16 protein-coding genes are annotated in these 18,238 nt (G+C 45.2%); 8 read left to right on the forward strand and 8 right to left on the reverse strand.

Features of this window, described 5'->3' with window-relative positions:
- Positions 1–55: 55 nt before the first annotated feature.
- A complete protein-coding gene (locus J7529_RS22510) occupies positions 56–994 on the reverse strand; it encodes a group II intron reverse transcriptase (RefSeq protein WP_413038971.1) in 939 nt (312 codons plus the stop codon).
- Between the two features lie 606 nt (positions 995–1,600).
- Here J7529_RS22510 and J7529_RS24905 point away from each other — a divergent pair.
- From J7529_RS24905 to ppsA, 6 genes are all read left to right on the forward strand, one after another.
- Positions 1,601–2,050 carry a pentapeptide repeat-containing protein gene (locus tag J7529_RS24905; protein WP_413038970.1) on the forward strand — a complete coding sequence of 150 codons (450 nt, stop codon included), beginning with the start codon at positions 1,601–1,603 and terminating at the stop codon, positions 2,048–2,050.
- Positions 2,051–2,174: 124 nt separating this feature from the next.
- Positions 2,175–2,543 (forward strand): hypothetical protein, encoded by a 369-nt coding sequence (locus tag J7529_RS22515; RefSeq protein ID WP_318730840.1) that lies wholly within the window; start codon positions 2,175–2,177, stop codon positions 2,541–2,543.
- A 50-nt stretch (positions 2,544–2,593) separates the two neighbouring features.
- Entirely contained in the window at positions 2,594–2,884 is a 291-nt protein-coding gene (locus J7529_RS22520; RefSeq protein WP_318730841.1) for a hypothetical protein, read from the forward strand.
- A complete protein-coding gene (locus tag J7529_RS22525) occupies positions 2,881–3,174 on the forward strand; it encodes a type II toxin-antitoxin system RelE/ParE family toxin (RefSeq protein ID WP_318730842.1) in 294 nt (97 codons plus the stop codon). Before J7529_RS22520 ends, J7529_RS22525 begins: the two co-directional genes overlap by 4 nt.
- Positions 3,175–3,502: 328 nt before the next feature.
- Positions 3,503–4,792 (forward strand): Glu/Leu/Phe/Val dehydrogenase, encoded by a 1,290-nt coding sequence (locus tag J7529_RS22530; protein ID WP_318730843.1) that lies wholly within the window; start codon positions 3,503–3,505, stop codon positions 4,790–4,792.
- A gap of 366 nt (positions 4,793–5,158) precedes the next feature.
- Positions 5,159–7,615, forward strand: coding sequence for a phosphoenolpyruvate synthase (gene ppsA / locus J7529_RS22535; RefSeq protein WP_318730844.1), 2,457 nt, complete (start codon positions 5,159–5,161; stop codon positions 7,613–7,615).
- Between the two features lie 167 nt (positions 7,616–7,782).
- Here ppsA and J7529_RS22540 read toward each other — a convergent pair whose 3' ends face one another.
- The 4 genes from J7529_RS22540 to cysK all read right to left on the reverse strand — a co-directional run bounded on the left by J7529_RS22540 (position 7,783) and on the right by cysK (position 11,977).
- Positions 7,783–9,318, reverse strand: a complete 1,536-nt coding sequence (locus tag J7529_RS22540; RefSeq protein WP_318730845.1) for a mercuric reductase — start codon at positions 9,316–9,318, stop codon at positions 7,783–7,785.
- A 159-nt stretch (positions 9,319–9,477) separates the two neighbouring features.
- Positions 9,478–10,218, reverse strand: a complete 741-nt coding sequence (locus tag J7529_RS22545; RefSeq protein ID WP_271937123.1) for a TVP38/TMEM64 family protein — start codon at positions 10,216–10,218, stop codon at positions 9,478–9,480.
- A 95-nt stretch (positions 10,219–10,313) separates the two neighbouring features.
- Complete coding sequence (locus tag J7529_RS22550; protein WP_318730846.1) at positions 10,314–10,994, reverse strand: J domain-containing protein; 681 nt, start codon at positions 10,992–10,994, stop codon at positions 10,314–10,316.
- 44 nt (positions 10,995–11,038) lie between these two features.
- On the reverse strand, positions 11,039–11,977 hold the full coding sequence (cysK, locus tag J7529_RS22555) for a cysteine synthase A (RefSeq protein WP_271937120.1): 939 nt from the start codon (positions 11,975–11,977) through the stop codon (positions 11,039–11,041).
- 439 nt (positions 11,978–12,416) lie between these two features.
- On the opposite strand from cysK, the gene J7529_RS22560 reads away from it, so the two are divergent.
- Positions 12,417–12,875 (forward strand): CBS domain-containing protein, encoded by a 459-nt coding sequence (locus J7529_RS22560; RefSeq protein ID WP_271937117.1) that lies wholly within the window; start codon positions 12,417–12,419, stop codon positions 12,873–12,875.
- A 61-nt stretch (positions 12,876–12,936) separates the two neighbouring features.
- Positions 12,937–13,602, forward strand: a complete 666-nt coding sequence (nblB, locus tag J7529_RS22565) for a phycobilisome degradation protein NblB (protein ID WP_271937115.1) — start codon at positions 12,937–12,939, stop codon at positions 13,600–13,602.
- Between the two features lie 225 nt (positions 13,603–13,827).
- On the opposite strand, the gene J7529_RS22570 is transcribed toward nblB, so the two are convergent.
- From J7529_RS22570 to J7529_RS22580, 3 genes are all read right to left on the reverse strand, one after another.
- A complete protein-coding gene (locus tag J7529_RS22570) occupies positions 13,828–14,079 on the reverse strand; it encodes a DUF4351 domain-containing protein (RefSeq protein ID WP_271937114.1) in 252 nt (83 codons plus the stop codon).
- Between the two features lie 280 nt (positions 14,080–14,359).
- Positions 14,360–17,242, reverse strand: coding sequence for a DNA polymerase I (gene polA, locus J7529_RS22575; protein WP_318730847.1), 2,883 nt, complete (start codon positions 17,240–17,242; stop codon positions 14,360–14,362).
- A gap of 116 nt (positions 17,243–17,358) precedes the next feature.
- Entirely contained in the window at positions 17,359–17,991 is a 633-nt protein-coding gene (locus tag J7529_RS22580; protein ID WP_318730848.1) for a hypothetical protein, read from the reverse strand.
- Positions 17,992–18,238: the final 247 nt, after the last annotated feature.

Below are 18,238 nucleotides of genomic sequence, written 5' to 3' on the forward strand. Positions count from 1 at the left end.
CTTCGCAGCTTCAACGAATCGCACAGACTTTCACCTCATACGGCTCCTGGCTAAATCAGTCCTTGTCATTGGTACGGTTCAGACTACCATCGTTGGATGTCTTTGAATCGTGACAGTGCTTATGTAACAGTTGAAGGTTTTTGTACTCATCCTTACCACCAAGAGATTTGGGGATGATGTGGTCTACTTCAACTAGGTCTGTATCTGTGAAATACATCCCACAGAAATTACATTTGCCTTTTTGTTTCTTCAGGAGTTTGGAAACTCTTGTGGAAGTTCCAATATGTTGACCCCTGCGTTTGCTCCAGTATGTCCAATCTCCATCGTATGGCGATTTATCCGGTTGAACTAACGTATGACGTTTTATGGGTGTTTCATCGTGGGTCAGAAGGTGATATCCTTCTTGCCTAGTTTGGAACGTCCATGTCCCGTTTTTTCCGTGACTGAAGTATTTTCTCAGCTTTTGGTAGTTAGCTTTACCAGTTCTGCTTACTGTCCATGCCCTGAGTCTTAACCATATAATGTGGTCTTCTCTAGAAAAAGTTTCTTTAGATGAGACTCCACTGAAGTAGTTACACCATCCTTGGATAACCAGATTAAGGTGTTTTATCAGCGCTGCTTGGGGAGCTGTCTTATCTTTCTTGATGATTGATTTAACTGCTTCCCTGTGGGCTTTGATTGCCTTTTGTGAGGGTTTAATGATGGTTTTGAACCCTAGGATATTCCCATTTGAATTCTTCCCTGACTTATATTTTCCAACTGGGTATTGTCTGATGTTGAACCCTAGGAAGTCAAACCAATTAGATTGGTTTCTTACCGTGTAGATTCTTGCTATTGCATCGTGGGCTGACCTCCCAGGTCTAAATCCATAGGACGTGCCTTCAAACCTAGCTTCCCAGTAAGGTTCAAGCGCCATTTTGACCATTGCTTGCATCGCTCTATCCTTAATAGTTGGAATCCCTAATCGAGTTAATTTGTTCCGAGAGATTGGGATTTCTAACTTTAGGTATTATCTATCCCCCAAGGTACTTTTGGGACTCCTTTACAGGTGAAAATGTAAATTCCCTGTCTTTTGTAGGTTAGAATAAAAGCTACCTACCTTTCCCTTTGTCCTTTTGGACGCAGTGTTTCAGCCAGTTTCACTGCTTAATAGTTATGAGGGTTCAAGCCGATAATTCGCTTTCGCTTACCATTGTTAGTTGACTTGAGGAACGACTTAACATCTTGGCTGATGTTGGTTTCCCCTTTACACCCCGCTTTATTCCTTTGATGATGAGTCTCAGAAATAGGAGTGTTGTCATGTCGTCTACTTCCGTTCTATGATTTGGAAGTGGAGTCCAGACGCTCTCACCGATTGAGAACAATCTCTCAGTTGTCAAGGGTGTGAAACCCTTCCCAGTCTTGCGTTGAAGGGTAAAACCTTCTTACTTTGAACTGAACGAATCGCACTACACTATCTATTATACTTACTACTTCTATAATAATTGTTATTTTCGATGCACCTAAGATATATATTTCACTAACTGTATTTTTTGTACTGATTGTATCTCTGACATTAGCTATATGTATAGCGCTTGCTACTTTTAGTACAATTATAGGAGTGATTTCAGGAGTAGGAGCTTTTGTCTTTTGTATTTTAAATACTTACATATCTTGGAGAACAATAAAAGGTCACTCTCGTGATGCTTGGATTCGTACTCTAGCTGTAGCCTCTGCTGCCTGGGGTGGAACTAGCTTTCGTGGTGTCACGTTGACTAATGTTAATTTTACTAACGCTTGTCTCAAGAATTGTGATTTTCGTAAAAGTCGAATAATGTATACCGATTTCAAAGATACTCATAAACTTGAGCTTTCCCGTCTAGGACAAACTCTTCTGGCAAATACAGCCGTCCGTAATTTACTTACTAAGACTGATAGTGGTTACATGCTAGATCTCCAAAAAGCTGATCTTAGATGGGCTTTTCTAAGGGGGATGAACTTGGAAAAAGCAAATTTGAAACAAGCTGATCTGAGTAAATCAGCCCCGTATTTCTGTTGGTCGCGATTTTAAGGGGAACCTTATAGAGGGAGATTTATATGCTAGTGGTGCAGTGCAAAATTTTGATAACTCTGATAGTATTCTCGCTAATTCGATTGACCAATCTTCTCAAACCACTCAACAGAGGACTACTTCTATGACTAATGAACCCTCCAAGGATGTAGCGGATAACATTGAAGTGCAGATGAACTTCAATAGTGATGTCAATAGTGCTGTGGGAAAGGCGGAGACAGTTAATGTTAATCCGAAGCAGAGTTTGGCGGATGCCGCACTTGAGATTCAACAGTTACTGCAATTGCTGAACCACTCATATCCCGATGATTTGCCTGCGGATACTCAAGCAGAGATTGAGGTGGCAGTGAAGGGGATAGAGAAACATCCGGAACTGAAGGAACGAGTAATGGGAGCATTAAAGGCTGGAGAAATAGAGGCACTCAAGGAACTGACTGACAATGCTTATGTGAATATTTTGGTGGCTGCTTGGGAGGGTTTCCAGAATCCATAATCCTCAAAATTGACCCAGAGATATTATATGTAACAATTGACAGTTTTATCATGACGATTACCTTAAGTGAAAAACAAACCCAAGTGTTAACACTATTAGTCCAACAAGGTCGGTATGCTTCACTGCAAGAGGCCCTGGATGCGGCCTTAATCCTTCTGGTGGATGAAACTGAATTAGAGGAACCAGAGGACAATCCGCAATACTTACAATGGCTGCAACAAACTCGGCAAAAGCTAGAAGAAGGATTGCAGCAGTCAAAACGGGGGGAAGTATTGGATGGAGAAACGGTTATTGCTCAACTTCGGCAGAAGGTGTTGTCCGCTAGAGAGCAGGAGAAATGAGTCATCTAAGAATTACGGTTGGGGCAAGTCGCGATTTAGAAGACATTTCTGATTATTTTTTGGAAAAGAGTGTAGATGCAGGCGATCGCTTTGTTGAGGGGTTCCATCGCAAATGCCAGCAATTGAGTAAGTTTCCCTATTCAGGACGTTCTTACGCTCATTTGAAACCGGGATTACGGGGCACTCCATTGATGGGGTACATCATCTTCTATCAAGTGATGGAGGATGGTATTGAAATCGTGCGCGTGATTAGTGGCTATCGTAATTTGTCAGATAGCTTAGACAAATAGACGACCCCTTGCCTGGATGGGTAGGAGAAGGCAGCGATTGATTCAACTTCGATAACTTTATGTCCTACCCACCCTACTGTCGTGACTTGGTTGTTGCCCTTTAGCGCTTTGGACATTTGATATTAACGCTAAAGGGCAACAACGAATCGCACCTATAGCGCGAAGCGCTAGGGAATAGTGGGAAGAACGGGAGACCCGAATTATGAGAAGCACGTTAAATAATGTCAAATTGTTACGAGTTTTACTGTTTTTTTGTTTTTCTTTATAAAACTGAGCTAACGTAAAACTATAAGGTTGAATTAACACCATTCATAAGAGGTAAACTCTGATGATGCCATCCTCAGTTAAGATGCCCCAGCCTCCCACACCGGCCCATATTTGCCCCATGGATCGAACCTGTAGTTACTTGCAGCAAGCCGGTTCCGAACTCAATATCGATCCGGGTATCCTGGCCGTTTTGGAGAATCCCCGCAAAGTCGTCACCGTTTCCATCCCCGTTAAGCTTGATACCGGAGAAGTCCAAGTTTTAGCCGGACACCGGGTTCAACATTGCGATGTTCTCGGCCCTTACAAAGGCGGAACTCGCTATCATCCCTCCGTTACGTTGCAGGAAGTCTCAGCTTTAGCCATGCTGATGACCTGGAAATGCGCCTTATTGGGCATTCCCTACGGCGGAGCTAAAGGCGGTATTGCCCTTGATCCCCGTCAATATAGTGTCGGTGAGCTAGAGCGCATTACCCGCCGCTATACCAGCGAACTAATTAAAGACATTGGCCCAGCCGTCGATATTCCAGCTCCAGATATGGGAACTTCGGCGCGAGAAATGGCTTGGATGATGGATACCTATTCCATGAATGTCGGTCATGCGGTTCCTGGTATTGTCACCGGCAAGCCCCTCTCTGTCGGTGGTTCTAAGGGACGACAACAGGCAACGGGTCGAGGTGTGATGGTTGTGGTGCGCGAAGCTTTGGCGCAACAGGATAAACCGTTGGCGGGTGCTTCCGTGGTCATTCAAGGTTTCGGGAATGTTGGAGGTGCGGCGGCTCTGTTGTTCCATCAAGCAGGCGCTAAAGTGTTGGCAGTTTCCAATGTCTCCGGTGCTATCTTTGCAGAAAATGGCTTAGATATTCCGGCGTTGCGTAAGCATGTGGTCGAAAATCATGCCCCGATGAACAACTTCCCAGGCGGTGAATGGATTACCAATGAGGAACTGTTAACCTTACCCTGTGATGTCTTGATTCCAGCAGCTCTCGAAGATCAGATCACGGAAGAAAATGCCCCTCGAATTCAGGCAAAAATTGTGGCAGAAGCGGCCAATGGCCCAGTCACGCTGGTGGCGGATCAACTGTTGCACAGTCGCGGCATTATGGTTTTACCCGATATCTTAGCTAATGCTGGCGGTGTAGTCGTCAGTTATCTGGAATGGGTACAAGGTCAGTCCTATGTATTCTGGGATGAAGAACGGGTAAATCAAGAGATGGAAGGCTTGATGGTACGGGCGTATCATCGGGTTTATGAAACGTCTCAACAACGGGGAATTCCGTTGCGGTTAGCGGCGTATACCTTGGGTGTCGGTCGTGTGGCTCAGGCTCTGAGCGATCGCGGTTTATATCCGTAATTTACTTCTCATTTTTCCCTCAATTTCTAACTCGACAATTTTAGTCTACTTTAAAATTCTTTTGCTAGAATTGAGATAATCACTTTTGAAATTGTTTTTTAATATCCGGGGATCATTTTTTTAGCCCCTTTTATCCTATTCCATTTTCAGGTAAAGATTCCCGGCAGAGGTGCCGTTGCTTCCCATCCCCTACCCCATGAATACATTCTTGGAATCTTTACCGCTTTGATTCAATAGGTAAAAATCTCCCCAACCCCCCTTTTTAAGGGAATTAATCGGTGTAGCACACAGCAGCAGGCTGTAACTATTGCCTGTTGCCTATTCCCTTTTGCCTCTATTATTCCAGTTTTGGGAGCGATCAAAAAAATGTTGAAAACTGTTGATTTAACAAACGCTTATACCGAAAAATCTAAAGCTTTGGTATTGTGGAAGGAAAACGCTTTTATCCTTTGGTTCGATCAAGTCGGTTTAGAAGATATTAGGTTAGTTGGCGGTAAAAATGCGTCGCTAGGAGAGCTAATTCGTCAGTTAACCCCCAAAGGAATTAATGTTCCCCAAGGATTCGCCATTACAGCCCATGCTTATCGTTATTTTATCTCTTCGGCGGGTTTAGAGCCGCAATTGCGGGAACTGTTGACGGATTTGGATGTGGATAATATCGTATTGTTGCGTCAGCGAGCCAAACAAGTGCGATCGCTCCTTCTCAACACCCGATTCCCCAAAGAGATCGAAATGGCGATCGCCGTCGCCTATAAGCGCTTAGGTGAACTCTACGGTCATACTCCCGATGTGGCAGTACGCTCTTCAGCCACCGCAGAAGATTTACCCGATGCCAGTTTTGCCGGTCAACAGGACACCTATCTGAATATTTCCGGCTTAAAAGAGGTCATCAAGGCGGTTCATCGCTGTTTTGCCTCCCTGTTTACCGATCGCGCCATCTCCTATCGCACCCATAAAGGCTTTGACCATTTTGACGTTGCCCTCTCTGTGGGAGTGCAAAAAATGGTACGCTCTGACCTAGCGACTTCCGGGGTGATGTTCTCCATCGACCCGGAAACGGGATTTAAGAATACGGCACTGATTACCGCTTCCTATGGCTTAGGAGAAACGGTAGTGCAGGGCGCGGTAAACCCGGATGAATATCTGGTGTTTAAACCCACATTGCGGGAAGGGTTCAAGCCGATTTTGCAAAAACGCCTGGGTCGTAAAGCGATTAAAATGGTCTATCGTCACGATGGCAATCAGGCAACTAAGATTGTGCCGGTTCCTTTGATACGACAACAACAGTTTGCCCTCAGTGATGAGGAAATTCTCAAATTAGGCGATTGGGCTGTGATGATTGAAGATCATTACTCTAAATTGCGCCAAACCTATACGCCTATGGACATTGAATGGGCGAAAGATGGGCAAACGGGACACTTATTTATTGTCCAAGCGCGGCCAGAAACGGTGCAGTCCCAGAAGTCAAGCCAGGTTTTACAGCATTATCAGTTGCAAGAAAAGAGCGAGCTGTTGGTGCAAGGTCGAGCAGTGGGAGAGGCGATCGCCTCCGGGCCCGCACGGGTGATTCTAGATGTGTCACAAATCGATCAATTCCAATCCGGGGAAGTGCTGGTTACCCATCGCACCGATCCAGATTGGGAACCGATCATGAAGAAAGCCAGTGCAATTGTTACCAATACCGGAGGACGGACATGCCATGCCGCAATTATTGCCAGGGAAATGGGGATTCCGGCAGTGGTGGGTTGCGAAAAAGCCACGGAGCGGTTAACCAACGGTCAGGAAATTACCGTCTCCTGTGCAGAAGGGGAACAGGGCAATGTTTACGCCGGTTTGTTACCCTTTGACGTGCAAGAAACGGTGTTAGATGAACTGCCGAAAACCCGCACGCAGATTCTTATGAATGTGGGCAATCCAGAGGAAGCTTTCCGGTTGTCAGCCATTCCCTGCAATGGCGTGGGTTTAGCTCGCCTAGAGTTTATCATTGCCAATCAAATTAAGACCCATCCTTTGGCACTCCTGCACTTTGAAGAACTCGAAGATCTCGATGTAAAAGCCGAGATTGAAGAGCTTACCGCCCACTATCCCTATAAGCCCGATTTCTTTGTCGATCGGTTAGCCTATGGTATGGGGGCGATCGCGGCTGCCTTTTATCCCCATCCCGTGATTATCCGCCTTTCGGACTTCAAGAGTAATGAATATGCCAATCTTTTAGGCGGTCGTCAATTTGAACCCCAGGAAGAAAACCCCATGATTGGCTGGCGCGGAGCCTCCCGCTATTACGACCCCCATTATCGGGAAGCCTTTGCCTTAGAATGCCAAGCCTTAAAACGGGTTCGCGATGATATGGGATTAGTGAATGCCATCCCCATGATTCCCTTCTGTCGGACTCCAGAAGAAGGGCACAAGGTGTTAGCAGAAATGGCAAAACATGGACTGAAACGGGGTAAACATGGCTTGCAAGTTTATGTGATGTGCGAGTTGCCGAGCAATGTAATTTTAGCCTCGGAATTTGCCCAAGTCTTTGACGGGTTTTCCATCGGTTCCAACGATTTAACCCAACTGACATTAGGCTTAGATCGGGATTCTGGCTTAGTTGCACCCTTGTTTGACGAACGCAATGAAGCCGTGAAACGGATGGTGAAAATGGCCATTGAAACGGCGAAAGCAGAAGGGCGTAAAATCGGCATCTGCGGTCAAGCACCCAGTGATTATCCAGAGTTTGCCCGCTTTTTAGTGGAGTTAGGCATTGATTCAATTAGTTTGAATCCGGATTCGGTGTTGAAGACGATGCTGGATATTGCCGAACTTGAACGCGGATAGTTGTGTGTCGATCCATTAGAAACCGGGTTTCTTGTTTATCCTCTCGTTAGTCGCCTAAACTTTCATAGAAACCCGGTTTCTTCCCAGTGCGATCGCAAAACTGGGTAATTTGGCGATCGCCAATCGAAATTTGAATCGGCAGAGGTTGAGTGCTATCGTTATTTCCCCTACGAGAGTTTGGTGAGGAAACTGAGGAGTTTTTTGGTTTTAGGAGTCAAGAGAGTTCTTTTGTAGGCATCGGCAGCTTTTTTGAGAGCTTCGGCTTGAGTAGGATAGGGATGAATGGTGCTAGAAAGTTGACTTAAACCGATTTTAGCCGCGATCGCCGTGGTCACTTCGCTAATCATATCCCCTGCATGACGAGCCACAATAGTTGCACCGACAATTTTATCAGAACCTTGGCGATAGTGAATTTTAACGAAGCCTTCCGTCTCTCCATCGGCGATCGCCCGATGTACACTACTCATTAATACCTTAATCGTTTCAATTTCAATACCCTTCTCTTGCGCTTCCCGCTCATAAAGTCCCACATGGGCAATTTCTGGATCGGTATAAGTCGCCCAAGGCATAATGAGATCGCTTAATTTCGATTTCCCCAACCCAAATGGAGAAAACAACGTATTCTTAATGACGATTCGTGCCGCCGCATCCGCCGCATGGGTGAATTTCCAACTCATACAAATATCGCCAGCCGCATAAATTTTCGGATTCGTCGTTTGTAAATAATCATTCACTTTCACCCCTTTGCGGTCATAGTCCACCCCAACTCCTTCTAAATTCAAGCCTTCCACATTGGGGGCACGACCTGCACCGGCTAAAATTTCATCCACAACTATCGGATAGGATTCCTGTTTTCCTTGGCTGGAAACATAAATCACTTTACCTTCTGGAGTAGATTTTACCCGTTGAATCTGACTCTCTAAAATCAGTTGAATTCCTTCTTGTTTAAACTGCTCTTGAATAATTTCCGCTGCATCCGGATCTTCCCGGTCTAACAAATGTCCCTTATTGTGAAATAAAACGACTTGAGCGCCTAAACGGTGGAACGATTGGGCCAATTCACAACCAATCGGCCCACCCCCAATTACGGCTAACCGTTTCGGGCATTCCGTGAGATTAAATACGGTTTCATTGGTCAAGAACCCGACTTCTTCTAACCCTTCAATTTTCGGACGCACAGCCCGGGCACCAGTAGCAATTACAGCTTTCTTAAAAGGTAGCGTTTTCCCGGCAACTTCCAGAGTCGAATCACTGGTAAATCTCCCTTCTCCTAAAAACACATCAACTCCTAAACTCTGGAATCTTTGTGCCGAATCATCGTGGCTAATTCCGGCACGAAGTTTCCGCATCCGTTCCATAACTTGGGCAAAGTTAATATTAATCTCTTCTGAGGGATGAATGCCAAAACTAGGGGCATTGCGGATATCTTCCACCACACGAGAGGAGCGAATCACACATTTAGAAGGTACGCAACCCACGTTTAAGCAATCTCCTCCCATTAAGTTCTTTTCTACCAAAGCGACTTTTAAGCCGACATCTAATCCTGCTGCTCCCGCAGCGACGACTAACCCGGCAGTTCCCGCACCAATGACGACTAAATCATATTGTTCTGCGGGGGTTGGATTAAGCCAATCTTGGGGATGAACCTGATCAATTAATTGTTGGTTATATTGATCGATGGGGGATAAGTTTAGGGATGACATTGTTTTGAGTAGGGGAATGGGGAAATTGATTAGACTTCTTGCAGAAGTTAGGGAATCAAAGAATAGGGATAAGAATACAGAATCACTCCATTGCTATTTATTTTCTACCTACTTATGCAAGAGGTCTATTGAATTCACATCAGACCTAACGGTTCATTTTTAATGGTTTTCAATTGCTCCATCTAAGGCTTTACGGGCAATGCGGGTAACATAAAGGGTAACGGCAACTGTGGCAATAAATCCAATAATCCGCAATGTCCAAGTAATGGTTGGGTTAGAGGGTTGATCGCCTGTGCCAATCGTGGCCAGATTGCCGGCTAGGGAGCCAATATAAACATACATGATTGTGCCGGGAATCATGCCGATGGAACCAATAAAGTAATCTTTGAGGGAGACTTGGGTTAATCCATAGGCGTAGTTGAGCAGGTTAAAGGGGAAGACTGGAGAGAGTCGAGTGAGGAGAACAATTTTTAAGCCTTCTTCACCAACGGCTCGATCGATCGCACTAAATTTAGTATTACCTTCGATTTTCTTGGCGATCCAATCCCGTGCTAAGTAGCGTCCCACGAGAAAAGCAGCGGTTGCGCCTAGGGTTGCGCCAATAAACACATATACCGAACCAAAAGCAACTCCAAAGACGACTCCTGCACCCAGGGTAAGGATAGAACCAGGCAGGAAGGCGACAGTGGCGACAATATAAAGGAGAATAAAGGCGATCGCTCCAATTGGGCCGAGGTTTTCAATGCTCTGTAGGGCAGAACGTAGGAGTTCTTGAGGGTTAAATCCCGTGCTGTTGGTGAGATCTTGGGCAAATACGGGGCTGCTGGTGACGAGGAGCGCGATCGCCCCGATGGCCAACAGGGAGAAGAATTTGCGAATGGTTAGATGGCGATCGATCATCAATCAGAGGTTCCATAGGACTTTACGATTTATCCTCCCATACTACTCTGAGGAACTCCTGAGAATGCCCTTGAACATTATATTGTTAACGGTAATCAAGCGTCAGCATAAACCTCTTCTAGGGCATCTTGGGCTTCTTGACGCAATCCACGGGCAATGCGGAACAGTTCTAGCCCGGTATGCAAATAATGTTCGTCATAGTTGTAAGGAAACCAGGAGAACTCCTCAAGTCCATCACTGACTTGATTGAGGCAATGATAGAGATGGGCGGCAATGCTGGCAATTGGCCCAGGATTAGGGAGTGAACGAAAGTGCTGTTGGGCTTCCTCCAATAAGGAACGACAATTTTCTAAATACAGTTGAAAATTTTCCAGTAATTGATCGTCAAAGGGGTCGGCAGAAAGGTCATCAATTTCTGCTTCTATGGAGTCGAGAATCTCGATTAAGGAAAGATTGACGGGATGATAGACTCTTGAGAGCCATTGTTGCCAATGTCGATCTGGATCTAGGGGGTTTTTGGCGGAACGGGTGGGGGATTGGGGGGATTTGGGGCGATCGCCCCTTTGACCATAAGGAAAGTGTTGGCGATCGTACACTCGGCGACTGTGGGAATCGCTGAGGGTTTCATAGGCCAGATTGATCTCCACGATCCGGTTTTTATCACCGACCGCTTGATTGAGATCCGGATGATAGAGTTTCACCAAACGGCGATACGCTTGGCGAATTTCCTCTGAAGTCGCCGTTGGCTCAATTTCTAGGGTTTTATAGTAATTCACACCCCTCTTCCCCATTCCCGCCTCCCTATGTCTCGAATGTCTCCCTATTCCGGGTCTTGGAATAAGGGGGTACTCAGATAGCGCTCGCCAAAACTCGGCTGAATGACCACAATTAACTTACCCTCATTTTCTGGGCGCTTGCCAACTTGGATCGCAGCGCAGACTGCAGCACCACTAGAAATTCCAGAAAGTAAACCTTCTTCCCTGGCTAAACGGCGACCATAAGAGATCGCCTCTTCATCGGAAACCGTTACGACTTCATCAATTAAATCTACTCTTAAAACTTCTGGCACAAATCCAGCTCCAATCCCCTGAATTTTATGAGGCCCCGGTTGTCCACCGGATAAGACTGGGGACGTTTGCGGTTCCACGGCGATCGCCTGAATCTTCTCGTTTTTCTTCTTCAGCACCTCGGCAACCCCCGTAATGGTGCCCCCAGTCCCTACACCAGAAATAATCATATCCACCTGGCCATCCGTATCAGCCCAAATCTCCTGGGCCGTGGTTTTGCGGTGAATCTGGGGATTGGCTGGATTTTGAAACTGCTGCAACATATAAGCATTGGGGGTTTGTTCTACCACTTCCATTGCTCGACGGATACATCCTCCCATTCCCTCTGAGCCTGGAGTCAGGACTAATTCTGCCCCATAAGCCTTTAACATCGCTCGCCGTTCTGCACTCATGGTTTCCGGCATTAATAAGATTAATCGATATCCTCGTGCAGCAGCCACCATGGCCAACGCAATCCCTGTATTCCCAGATGTGGGTTCGACCAACACGGTCTGGTCTGGAGCAATTAACCCCTCTTTTTCCGCCGCATCAATCATATTGACTCCAATGCGGTCTTTGACTGAGGAAGCTGGGTTCATACTTTCGAGTTTAACCACAATTCTGGCCCCACAGCCCTCTGCTTGCGGGATGCGGTTCAGTTGAACCAAGGGTGTATTTCCTACTAATTTGGTGATATCTTGTGCGATTTTCATGTTGAACCGGTGAAATGATTAGCGATTAGATAGAGAACATCTTGCCCATTGTCCCAAAGCCTATGGACAACGTGCAAGTTACAGCGCTTTGCTCTGTGATGGGGAGATAGGGGGATGGGGTAATAGGGGGAGTGAACAGCAAACTCAATCTAGCTTTGAATTATTCTAGCTCTCTTTAAAAACTGCCATTTCAATGTGCTGCATAGCGGAGGAAACTGCTGTATGTCCTGGGAACGAGGAAATAGGCAATAGTCTTGTGGGACTTAGCTTTGAGAATTAAATTAAATCCATTTTACGTTGCCAATTTTCCAGCCAATTGGCAGTTCAATTAACAAGAAGAGGGAAATGGGTCATTACTTCCTCATCTCCCCATTTCCCCATTTCCCCATTCCTCCTATAATAGTTAAACTCAATACCAAATTGTTGGGAGAGGCCCCTAATGCCGAAAACTGTCGCTGATGTCATGACCGCAAATCCTATGGTGGTTCGCCCGGATACTTCCTTGAAGGAGGCGATTCACCTGTTGGTGGAACACCGTATTAGTGGTTTACCCGTCGTCGATGCAGAGGGTAAGCTGATCGGAGTGATCTCAGAGACAGATTTGATGTGGCAAGAGACGGGGGTGGAGCCGCCGCCCTATATTATGTTGTTGGATAGTGTGATTTATTTAGAAAATCCATCAACCTATGAGAAGGATTTGCGTAAGGCGATGGGTTTGACGGTGGGTGAGGTGATGAGTGATCGCCCAATTTCAGTCACGGGCGATCGCTCGTTGCGCGATGCCGCTAAGGTAATGCAAAAACATAATATCCGCCGTTTACCGGTTTTAGATGATGCCCAGGAGTTGGTGGGTATCCTTACCCGAGCAGATATTTTGCGGGATCTCTTGGAGGCTTAGAGTTAAGTTCTTCTGTTGTGTGTATCGATCGGATTTGCCCTATTGAGAGTATTGGAAGTCTATGAGTGTAACCCCTGAATCAGTTCAGCAATTATTAGATTCGGAAAATTATGGCGATCGCCTACGCGGGGTGAATCAATTGCGTCTGCTCGATCCAGCCGTGGCGTTTACTAAGATTCAAGCCTTAGCCATCGATAGTAATGTGCGGGTGCGCTATGCAGCGATCAGTCAGTTATCGACGGTGGGAGAGGTCAATCGAGAGGAAAGTTTAAATATTTTACGCGATCGCCTGGAAAACGATCCAGAAATTGATGTCAAAGCGGCAGCGGCTGATGGCATTGGGGCGTTGCGCTTAACTGAAGGTTATCCGGATCTAGAACAAGCCTATGGCAATACGGAGGAATGGCTGTTGCAGATGAGTATTGTCGCAACCTTGGGAGAATTGGGCGATCCTCGTGCCTTAACCTTACTCAAAGTAGCCCTCAACTCCCCTACAGATTTAGTCCGTTCGGCAGCCGTCAGTTCTGTGGGAGAATTAGGCGATCCTGAAGCTGTGGAATGGTTATTTCCCTTAGTTGACGATCCCGATTGGCAAGTTCGCCACCGTGTCGCTCAAGCATTGCACGGTTTGGGGGGAGAAGGAGAAGGGGTAGAGTCTGCCCTGAATCGACTCGCTCAAGATCCGGTGGATCAAGTGGCGATCGCTGCCAAAAACACCTACTCCTAATCTAATTTTTTCAATTGATATTCAGTCCAAAGTATCAGTATCGATACCGTGCTTTGTGCTGTAAAGGTTGGCTTCATAGCAGAGTGAAACGCTGTTATGGAGTACAGCATAACTGTCTCATGCATTAATAAAGGGCTGAACTTGCGTTCCCTGTTCTTTCAGCAAAAGGCTTTAATCTACCTCATAAGAGCTAACACTGCTGTATCATCGAGGAATGGGACTGAGCTAGGAAACACTGAGGGGAATTTTTCTCGCTGTCCGCTCTAACCACAATTCCAAGTCATTAGAGTCCGAGAACTTCAGCAGAGCAATGGATAGATCCTCTAGAGCAGACAGAGAGAGTGCCTCAATTTCTTCCTGTAAATAGGGCTTAACTGCTCCAATTTTCCAAGGCAGTTGGTGCAAAATCATTGCCACTGCTTGCTCATGCTTACCTTTTTCTCTGCCTTCTTCCATCCAATGCATAATGCTTGCCATGATTCGATCTCCACTTTTATTTTTAATCTTGAGTTATTCGGCTTCAGGAAGAACACCAACTCAGCAAATAATGGCTGCTCTCAACGCCCAGTTGCTTCTGGATCGTTTACTGTTGATAGATTAAATTCTTCCAGCGATCGCCACTTGAACTAAGTCGTATTGTTATCCATATTTAAGCATAATCTCTTTTCTACAAAATTGCAATCACTTTACGTTGAATTTCTTTTAACGATTAATGCTATTTTTCTTCACTGCCCCCTGAAAGGAAGTCCTGCGTGAATTACTTAGCCTCCATCCAACTTTTTCCTTGATGAATTTCTACCGCCAAAGGAATTTTTAAAGAAACCACATGTTCCATCGTCTCTTGAATCTTCAACGAGACCTCATCCCATTCCTCTACTGGCATTTCCAATACTAATTCATCATGAACTTGCAGCAGCATCCGCGCCTCATAGGAACGTAAAACCTCATCTAATTTCACCATTGCCATTTTAATTAAATCGGCGCTCGAACCTTGAATGGGTGCATTGGCGGCTGCTCGCAATAATTCCGCATCCCTTTTTCCCGGTTGTATTTCTTCCCAGCTAATCTCCTCTAGAGGTTGTCCGCGTAAACGCATTACATCAGATGATTCAAACTCAAAATAGCGCCTTCTCCCCAAAATGGTTTCCACAAAACCTTGACTAATCGCCTGTCTTTTTGTAGATTCCAAATACTCAAACACTTTGGGATATTGGCGATTAAATCGCTTAATAAAATCATTACCTTCTCGCACACTCACTCTCGCTTCCCTAGCAAATCGTTGCGCCCCCATGCCATAAATGACCCCAAAATTAATCACTTTCCCTAAACGGCGCTCTTCCGAGGTTATCTCCTGGCGATCAAATAGCAACTGAGCGGTAACTTTATGAACATCGTGCTGATTTTGATAGGCATCTACCAGAATTGGATCGCCACTTAAATGGGCTAAAAGTCTTAACTCAATTTGGGAATAATCAGCCGCGACTAACGTCCATCCCAACTGAGGAATAAATGCTTTTCGGATTTGGCGGGAAAATTCAGTACGAATGGGAATATGTTGTAAATTCGGGTTAGAAGAAGATAAACGTCCTGTGCTGGTAACCGTTTGGTTAAAATCCGTATGCACTCGTTGGGTTTGGGAATTTACCAATTTGGGCAGAGCATCCACATAGGCGGATTTTAATTTATGTAACGTGCGGTACTCTAAAAGTGCCTTAACCACTCCCGTTTTATCCTCCGGTTGCAGTTTTTCTAAAGTTGCTGCATCTGTGGAATATCCAGTTTTAATTTTGCGCCCTTTGGGCAGTTTTAGTTGATCAAATAACAAGGTACTGACTTGCTTTGGGGAGCGTAAATTGAATTTTTCACCAGCAGCTTGATAGGCTTTTTCTTCAATATTCTTTAGTTGATCTGTCAACGGCTTGGAGAGAGTTCGCAGATAATTCTTGTCGATACAAATACCCCTCCACTCCATCTCTGCTAAAATCGGTTCCAATGGTAGTTCAACATCTTTTAAGAGCTGCTTAAGTTTTGGGAAATAGCTGATTTTTTTTGCAAAGATTAGGGCAAGTTGAAACGTGATATAGGCATCCATACCACAGTATTTCGTAACCAAGGAAATATCGATATCAGCAATGGTTTGTTCGTTGCGAACCAATTGCTCATAACTTTGGGACATGAGTCCTAATTCTTGTTGACCTAGGGCGCTGAGACTATGATTGCTGTCTGGATTTAAGACATAACTGGCAAGTAGGGTATCGAGGACAACGCCTTGTAAATTAATGCCATTATTTTTGAGGATTAACCGGTCAAATTTAGCGTTTTGAAAAACTTTAGGATAGACCGGATCTTCGAGCAGGGGGCGTAGGAGTTTTAGGGTGTAATTTTTCTCTAAGTTCTGTCCTCGTTTATGGTTTAATGGTAAATAGGCAACAGTCAGGGTTTCATCCTGCTGAAAACAGCATCCTAAACCGACTAATTCTGCATCTCGTGGTTCTAATGCTGTGGTTTCCGTATCCCAAGCAACAGGATGTTGGGGATCTTGGCAGGTTTTGAGTTTTGCAATTAACTCAGTTAGTTTCTGCTCATCATCAATAATAATTGGGGTAAAGGGTAACTGATTTTGAGCTTGCGCGGCTTCCGTTTCTGCTGCGCTCCAAAAATCGAGGGCTTCATCTACGATCTGAGCCTCAGCTTCTCCCACTTCTTGAGCTTTACCCCCTAACAGAGTTTGGAAGTGATTCAGTTTTGGGCGAAAAGTTTCTAATTCTAAGCGTTGGAATAACTCAGATGGGGCTTGAGGAGTAAAGCCTTGCAGATGACAATCATCTAGGGTGATATCGAGGGGAACTTCAGTGGTGATTTGGGCTAAAAATTGGGAATGGTATGCATCATCTCTACCGGCGATTAACTTCTTTTGCATCGCGCCTTTGATTTGATCTACCGATGCATAAATCCCATCCAATGTGCTGTACTCTTGCAGCAATTTCACCGCAGTTTTCTCCCCAATGCCTTTAACTCCAGGAATGTTATCTGAGGAGTCACCACAAAGGGCTTTATAATCGACAATTTGGCTGGGATGAACGCCCATTTTTTCTTTCACTTGTGCTGGATAAAATTCATGGGTTGCGGTATCGCGTTTCTGGCTACCTCCAGCAAGATACAAAACACTGATGAGCTTTTCCGAATTGACGAGTTGGAATAAATCGCGATCGCCGGTTAGGATCTTCACCTGATATCCTGCTTGAATCCCTCGCTCTGCTAACGCTGCCAGCACATCATCCGCTTCATAACCGGCACAAGTGGCAATAGAAACCTGGAGAGCCTCTAAAATCTGCTGTAGGTTTTGCAGATCGCCAATAAAATCCTCTGGAGTTTCCTGACGGTTGGCTTTATAGTTCACATCCGCTTGATGGCGAAACGTGGCTTCAGCGCGATCGAATGCTACGGCTAAGGCTTGGGGATGTTCTTTTTCGAGGACTTCAAACATCGACTTCAAAAAGCCAAAGCAGACACTGGTAGGGATACCACCACGGGTTTTCAGCCCTCCATCCCGCCCTTTAGAAAAGGCATAATAAGCACGGAAGGCTAAGGAATGTCCATCAATGAGCAGGAGGAGGGGACGAGGGGAATTGGCAACCACAGTGAGAATTCAAATGATGTGTTACGGGGATTATAGCAATTTACGACTGCATATATGAATATAATAACTGGGCAATGAGTTTTGCTCTCACAGCTACTCTTTCCTTTGCTTTTTCTTTACATTGCGACTTGAGAAACATTAAACGTCACTCGATGTTTTTTCAAGTGCTTGTAAGAACAGAAGAGGGGATCGTCTTTTCGTTTTTGACACAGTTCGTTCACGAACTCCCACATCACCTGGCAATCTTCTTTCAACACGTCTTCAAAATACTCTGTTCCAGTTTGTGAAATAATTTTGAATGTTGCCGAGGAGGGATTGGGGAAGAAAAGCTCTCTCATTAATCTTGTACTAGATGCCGAGGCATACCCAATGATCCAAAGTGAGTAGATGACACCCAGGGCACAATAACTCGGATTACGCCAAGTGGGTGGCAAAATGCCAATCAATTTTACCTGTGGTTGTTTTAATGCCGTCGTAATAGGACTACTTATCCGGGCAAATTGGGTTTCCCTAATCTTGCCATTCGCTCGAAACTTGATGGCAGCCACTTGTTTCCACTTATAACCGGGTGCGTCCAATAACTGATATTGATGAGGAAACATCCAACTGACACTATCGATACTCTTAAATGAAGCATGGGTTTCTCTAGTAATTTGCTCTAGAAGAGGATTGTTATGACCCAATAGCAAAAAATCAAGCTCGCCTACTTCATTAATATCACCACTAACCAGTTCAATATTTAAGTTCATGGGAATTGTAGAGAAACTTTATAGAACTTTTATCTTCTATGGAGTACAATTCTAATCCTTAGACACTAAGCAATGCAAGCTATTACTAGAGGGACTGTTGTTCGTTGCCGAGCGCAAAGCGCTATAACAGTTAATTAAATGGGGATGGATATGGTCTCTAATTTGCTGACACGAGAATAGCGCGGGAGTAGGTCACGCCCCGTAACTTTAGTTCGGGGTGGAAAAGCGACACGGCGACTTTAGTCGC

This window comes from Roseofilum sp. Guam (assembly GCF_017746735.1).
GTDB classification, from domain to species: Bacteria; Cyanobacteriota; Cyanobacteriia; order Cyanobacteriales; family Desertifilaceae; genus Roseofilum; species Roseofilum reptotaenium.

Bases quoted from the DNA above. Each gene is read 5' to 3' on its own strand.
- J7529_RS22515 (WP_318730840.1), top strand. From the start codon at position 2,175: ATGACTAATGAACCCTCCAAGGATGTAGCGGATAACATTGAAGTGCAG.
- J7529_RS22520 (WP_318730841.1), top strand. From the start codon at position 2,594: ATGACGATTACCTTAAGTGAAAAACAAACCCAAGTGTTAACACTATTA.
- J7529_RS22525 (WP_318730842.1), top strand. From the start codon at position 2,881: ATGAGTCATCTAAGAATTACGGTTGGGGCAAGTCGCGATTTAGAAGAC.
- J7529_RS22530 (WP_318730843.1), top strand. From the start codon at position 3,503: ATGATGCCATCCTCAGTTAAGATGCCCCAGCCTCCCACACCGGCCCAT.
- ppsA (WP_318730844.1), top strand. From the start codon at position 5,159: ATGTTGAAAACTGTTGATTTAACAAACGCTTATACCGAAAAATCTAAA.
- J7529_RS22540 (WP_318730845.1), bottom strand. From the start codon at position 9,318: ATGTCATCCCTAAACTTATCCCCCATCGATCAATATAACCAACAATTA.
- J7529_RS22545 (WP_271937123.1), bottom strand. From the start codon at position 10,218: ATGATCGATCGCCATCTAACCATTCGCAAATTCTTCTCCCTGTTGGCC.
- cysK (WP_271937120.1), bottom strand. From the start codon at position 11,977: ATGAAAATCGCACAAGATATCACCAAATTAGTAGGAAATACACCCTTG.
- J7529_RS22560 (WP_271937117.1), top strand. From the start codon at position 12,417: ATGCCGAAAACTGTCGCTGATGTCATGACCGCAAATCCTATGGTGGTT.
- nblB (WP_271937115.1), top strand. From the start codon at position 12,937: ATGAGTGTAACCCCTGAATCAGTTCAGCAATTATTAGATTCGGAAAAT.
- J7529_RS22570 (WP_271937114.1), bottom strand. From the start codon at position 14,079: ATGGCAAGCATTATGCATTGGATGGAAGAAGGCAGAGAAAAAGGTAAG.
- J7529_RS22580 (WP_318730848.1), bottom strand. From the start codon at position 17,991: ATGAACTTAAATATTGAACTGGTTAGTGGTGATATTAATGAAGTAGGC.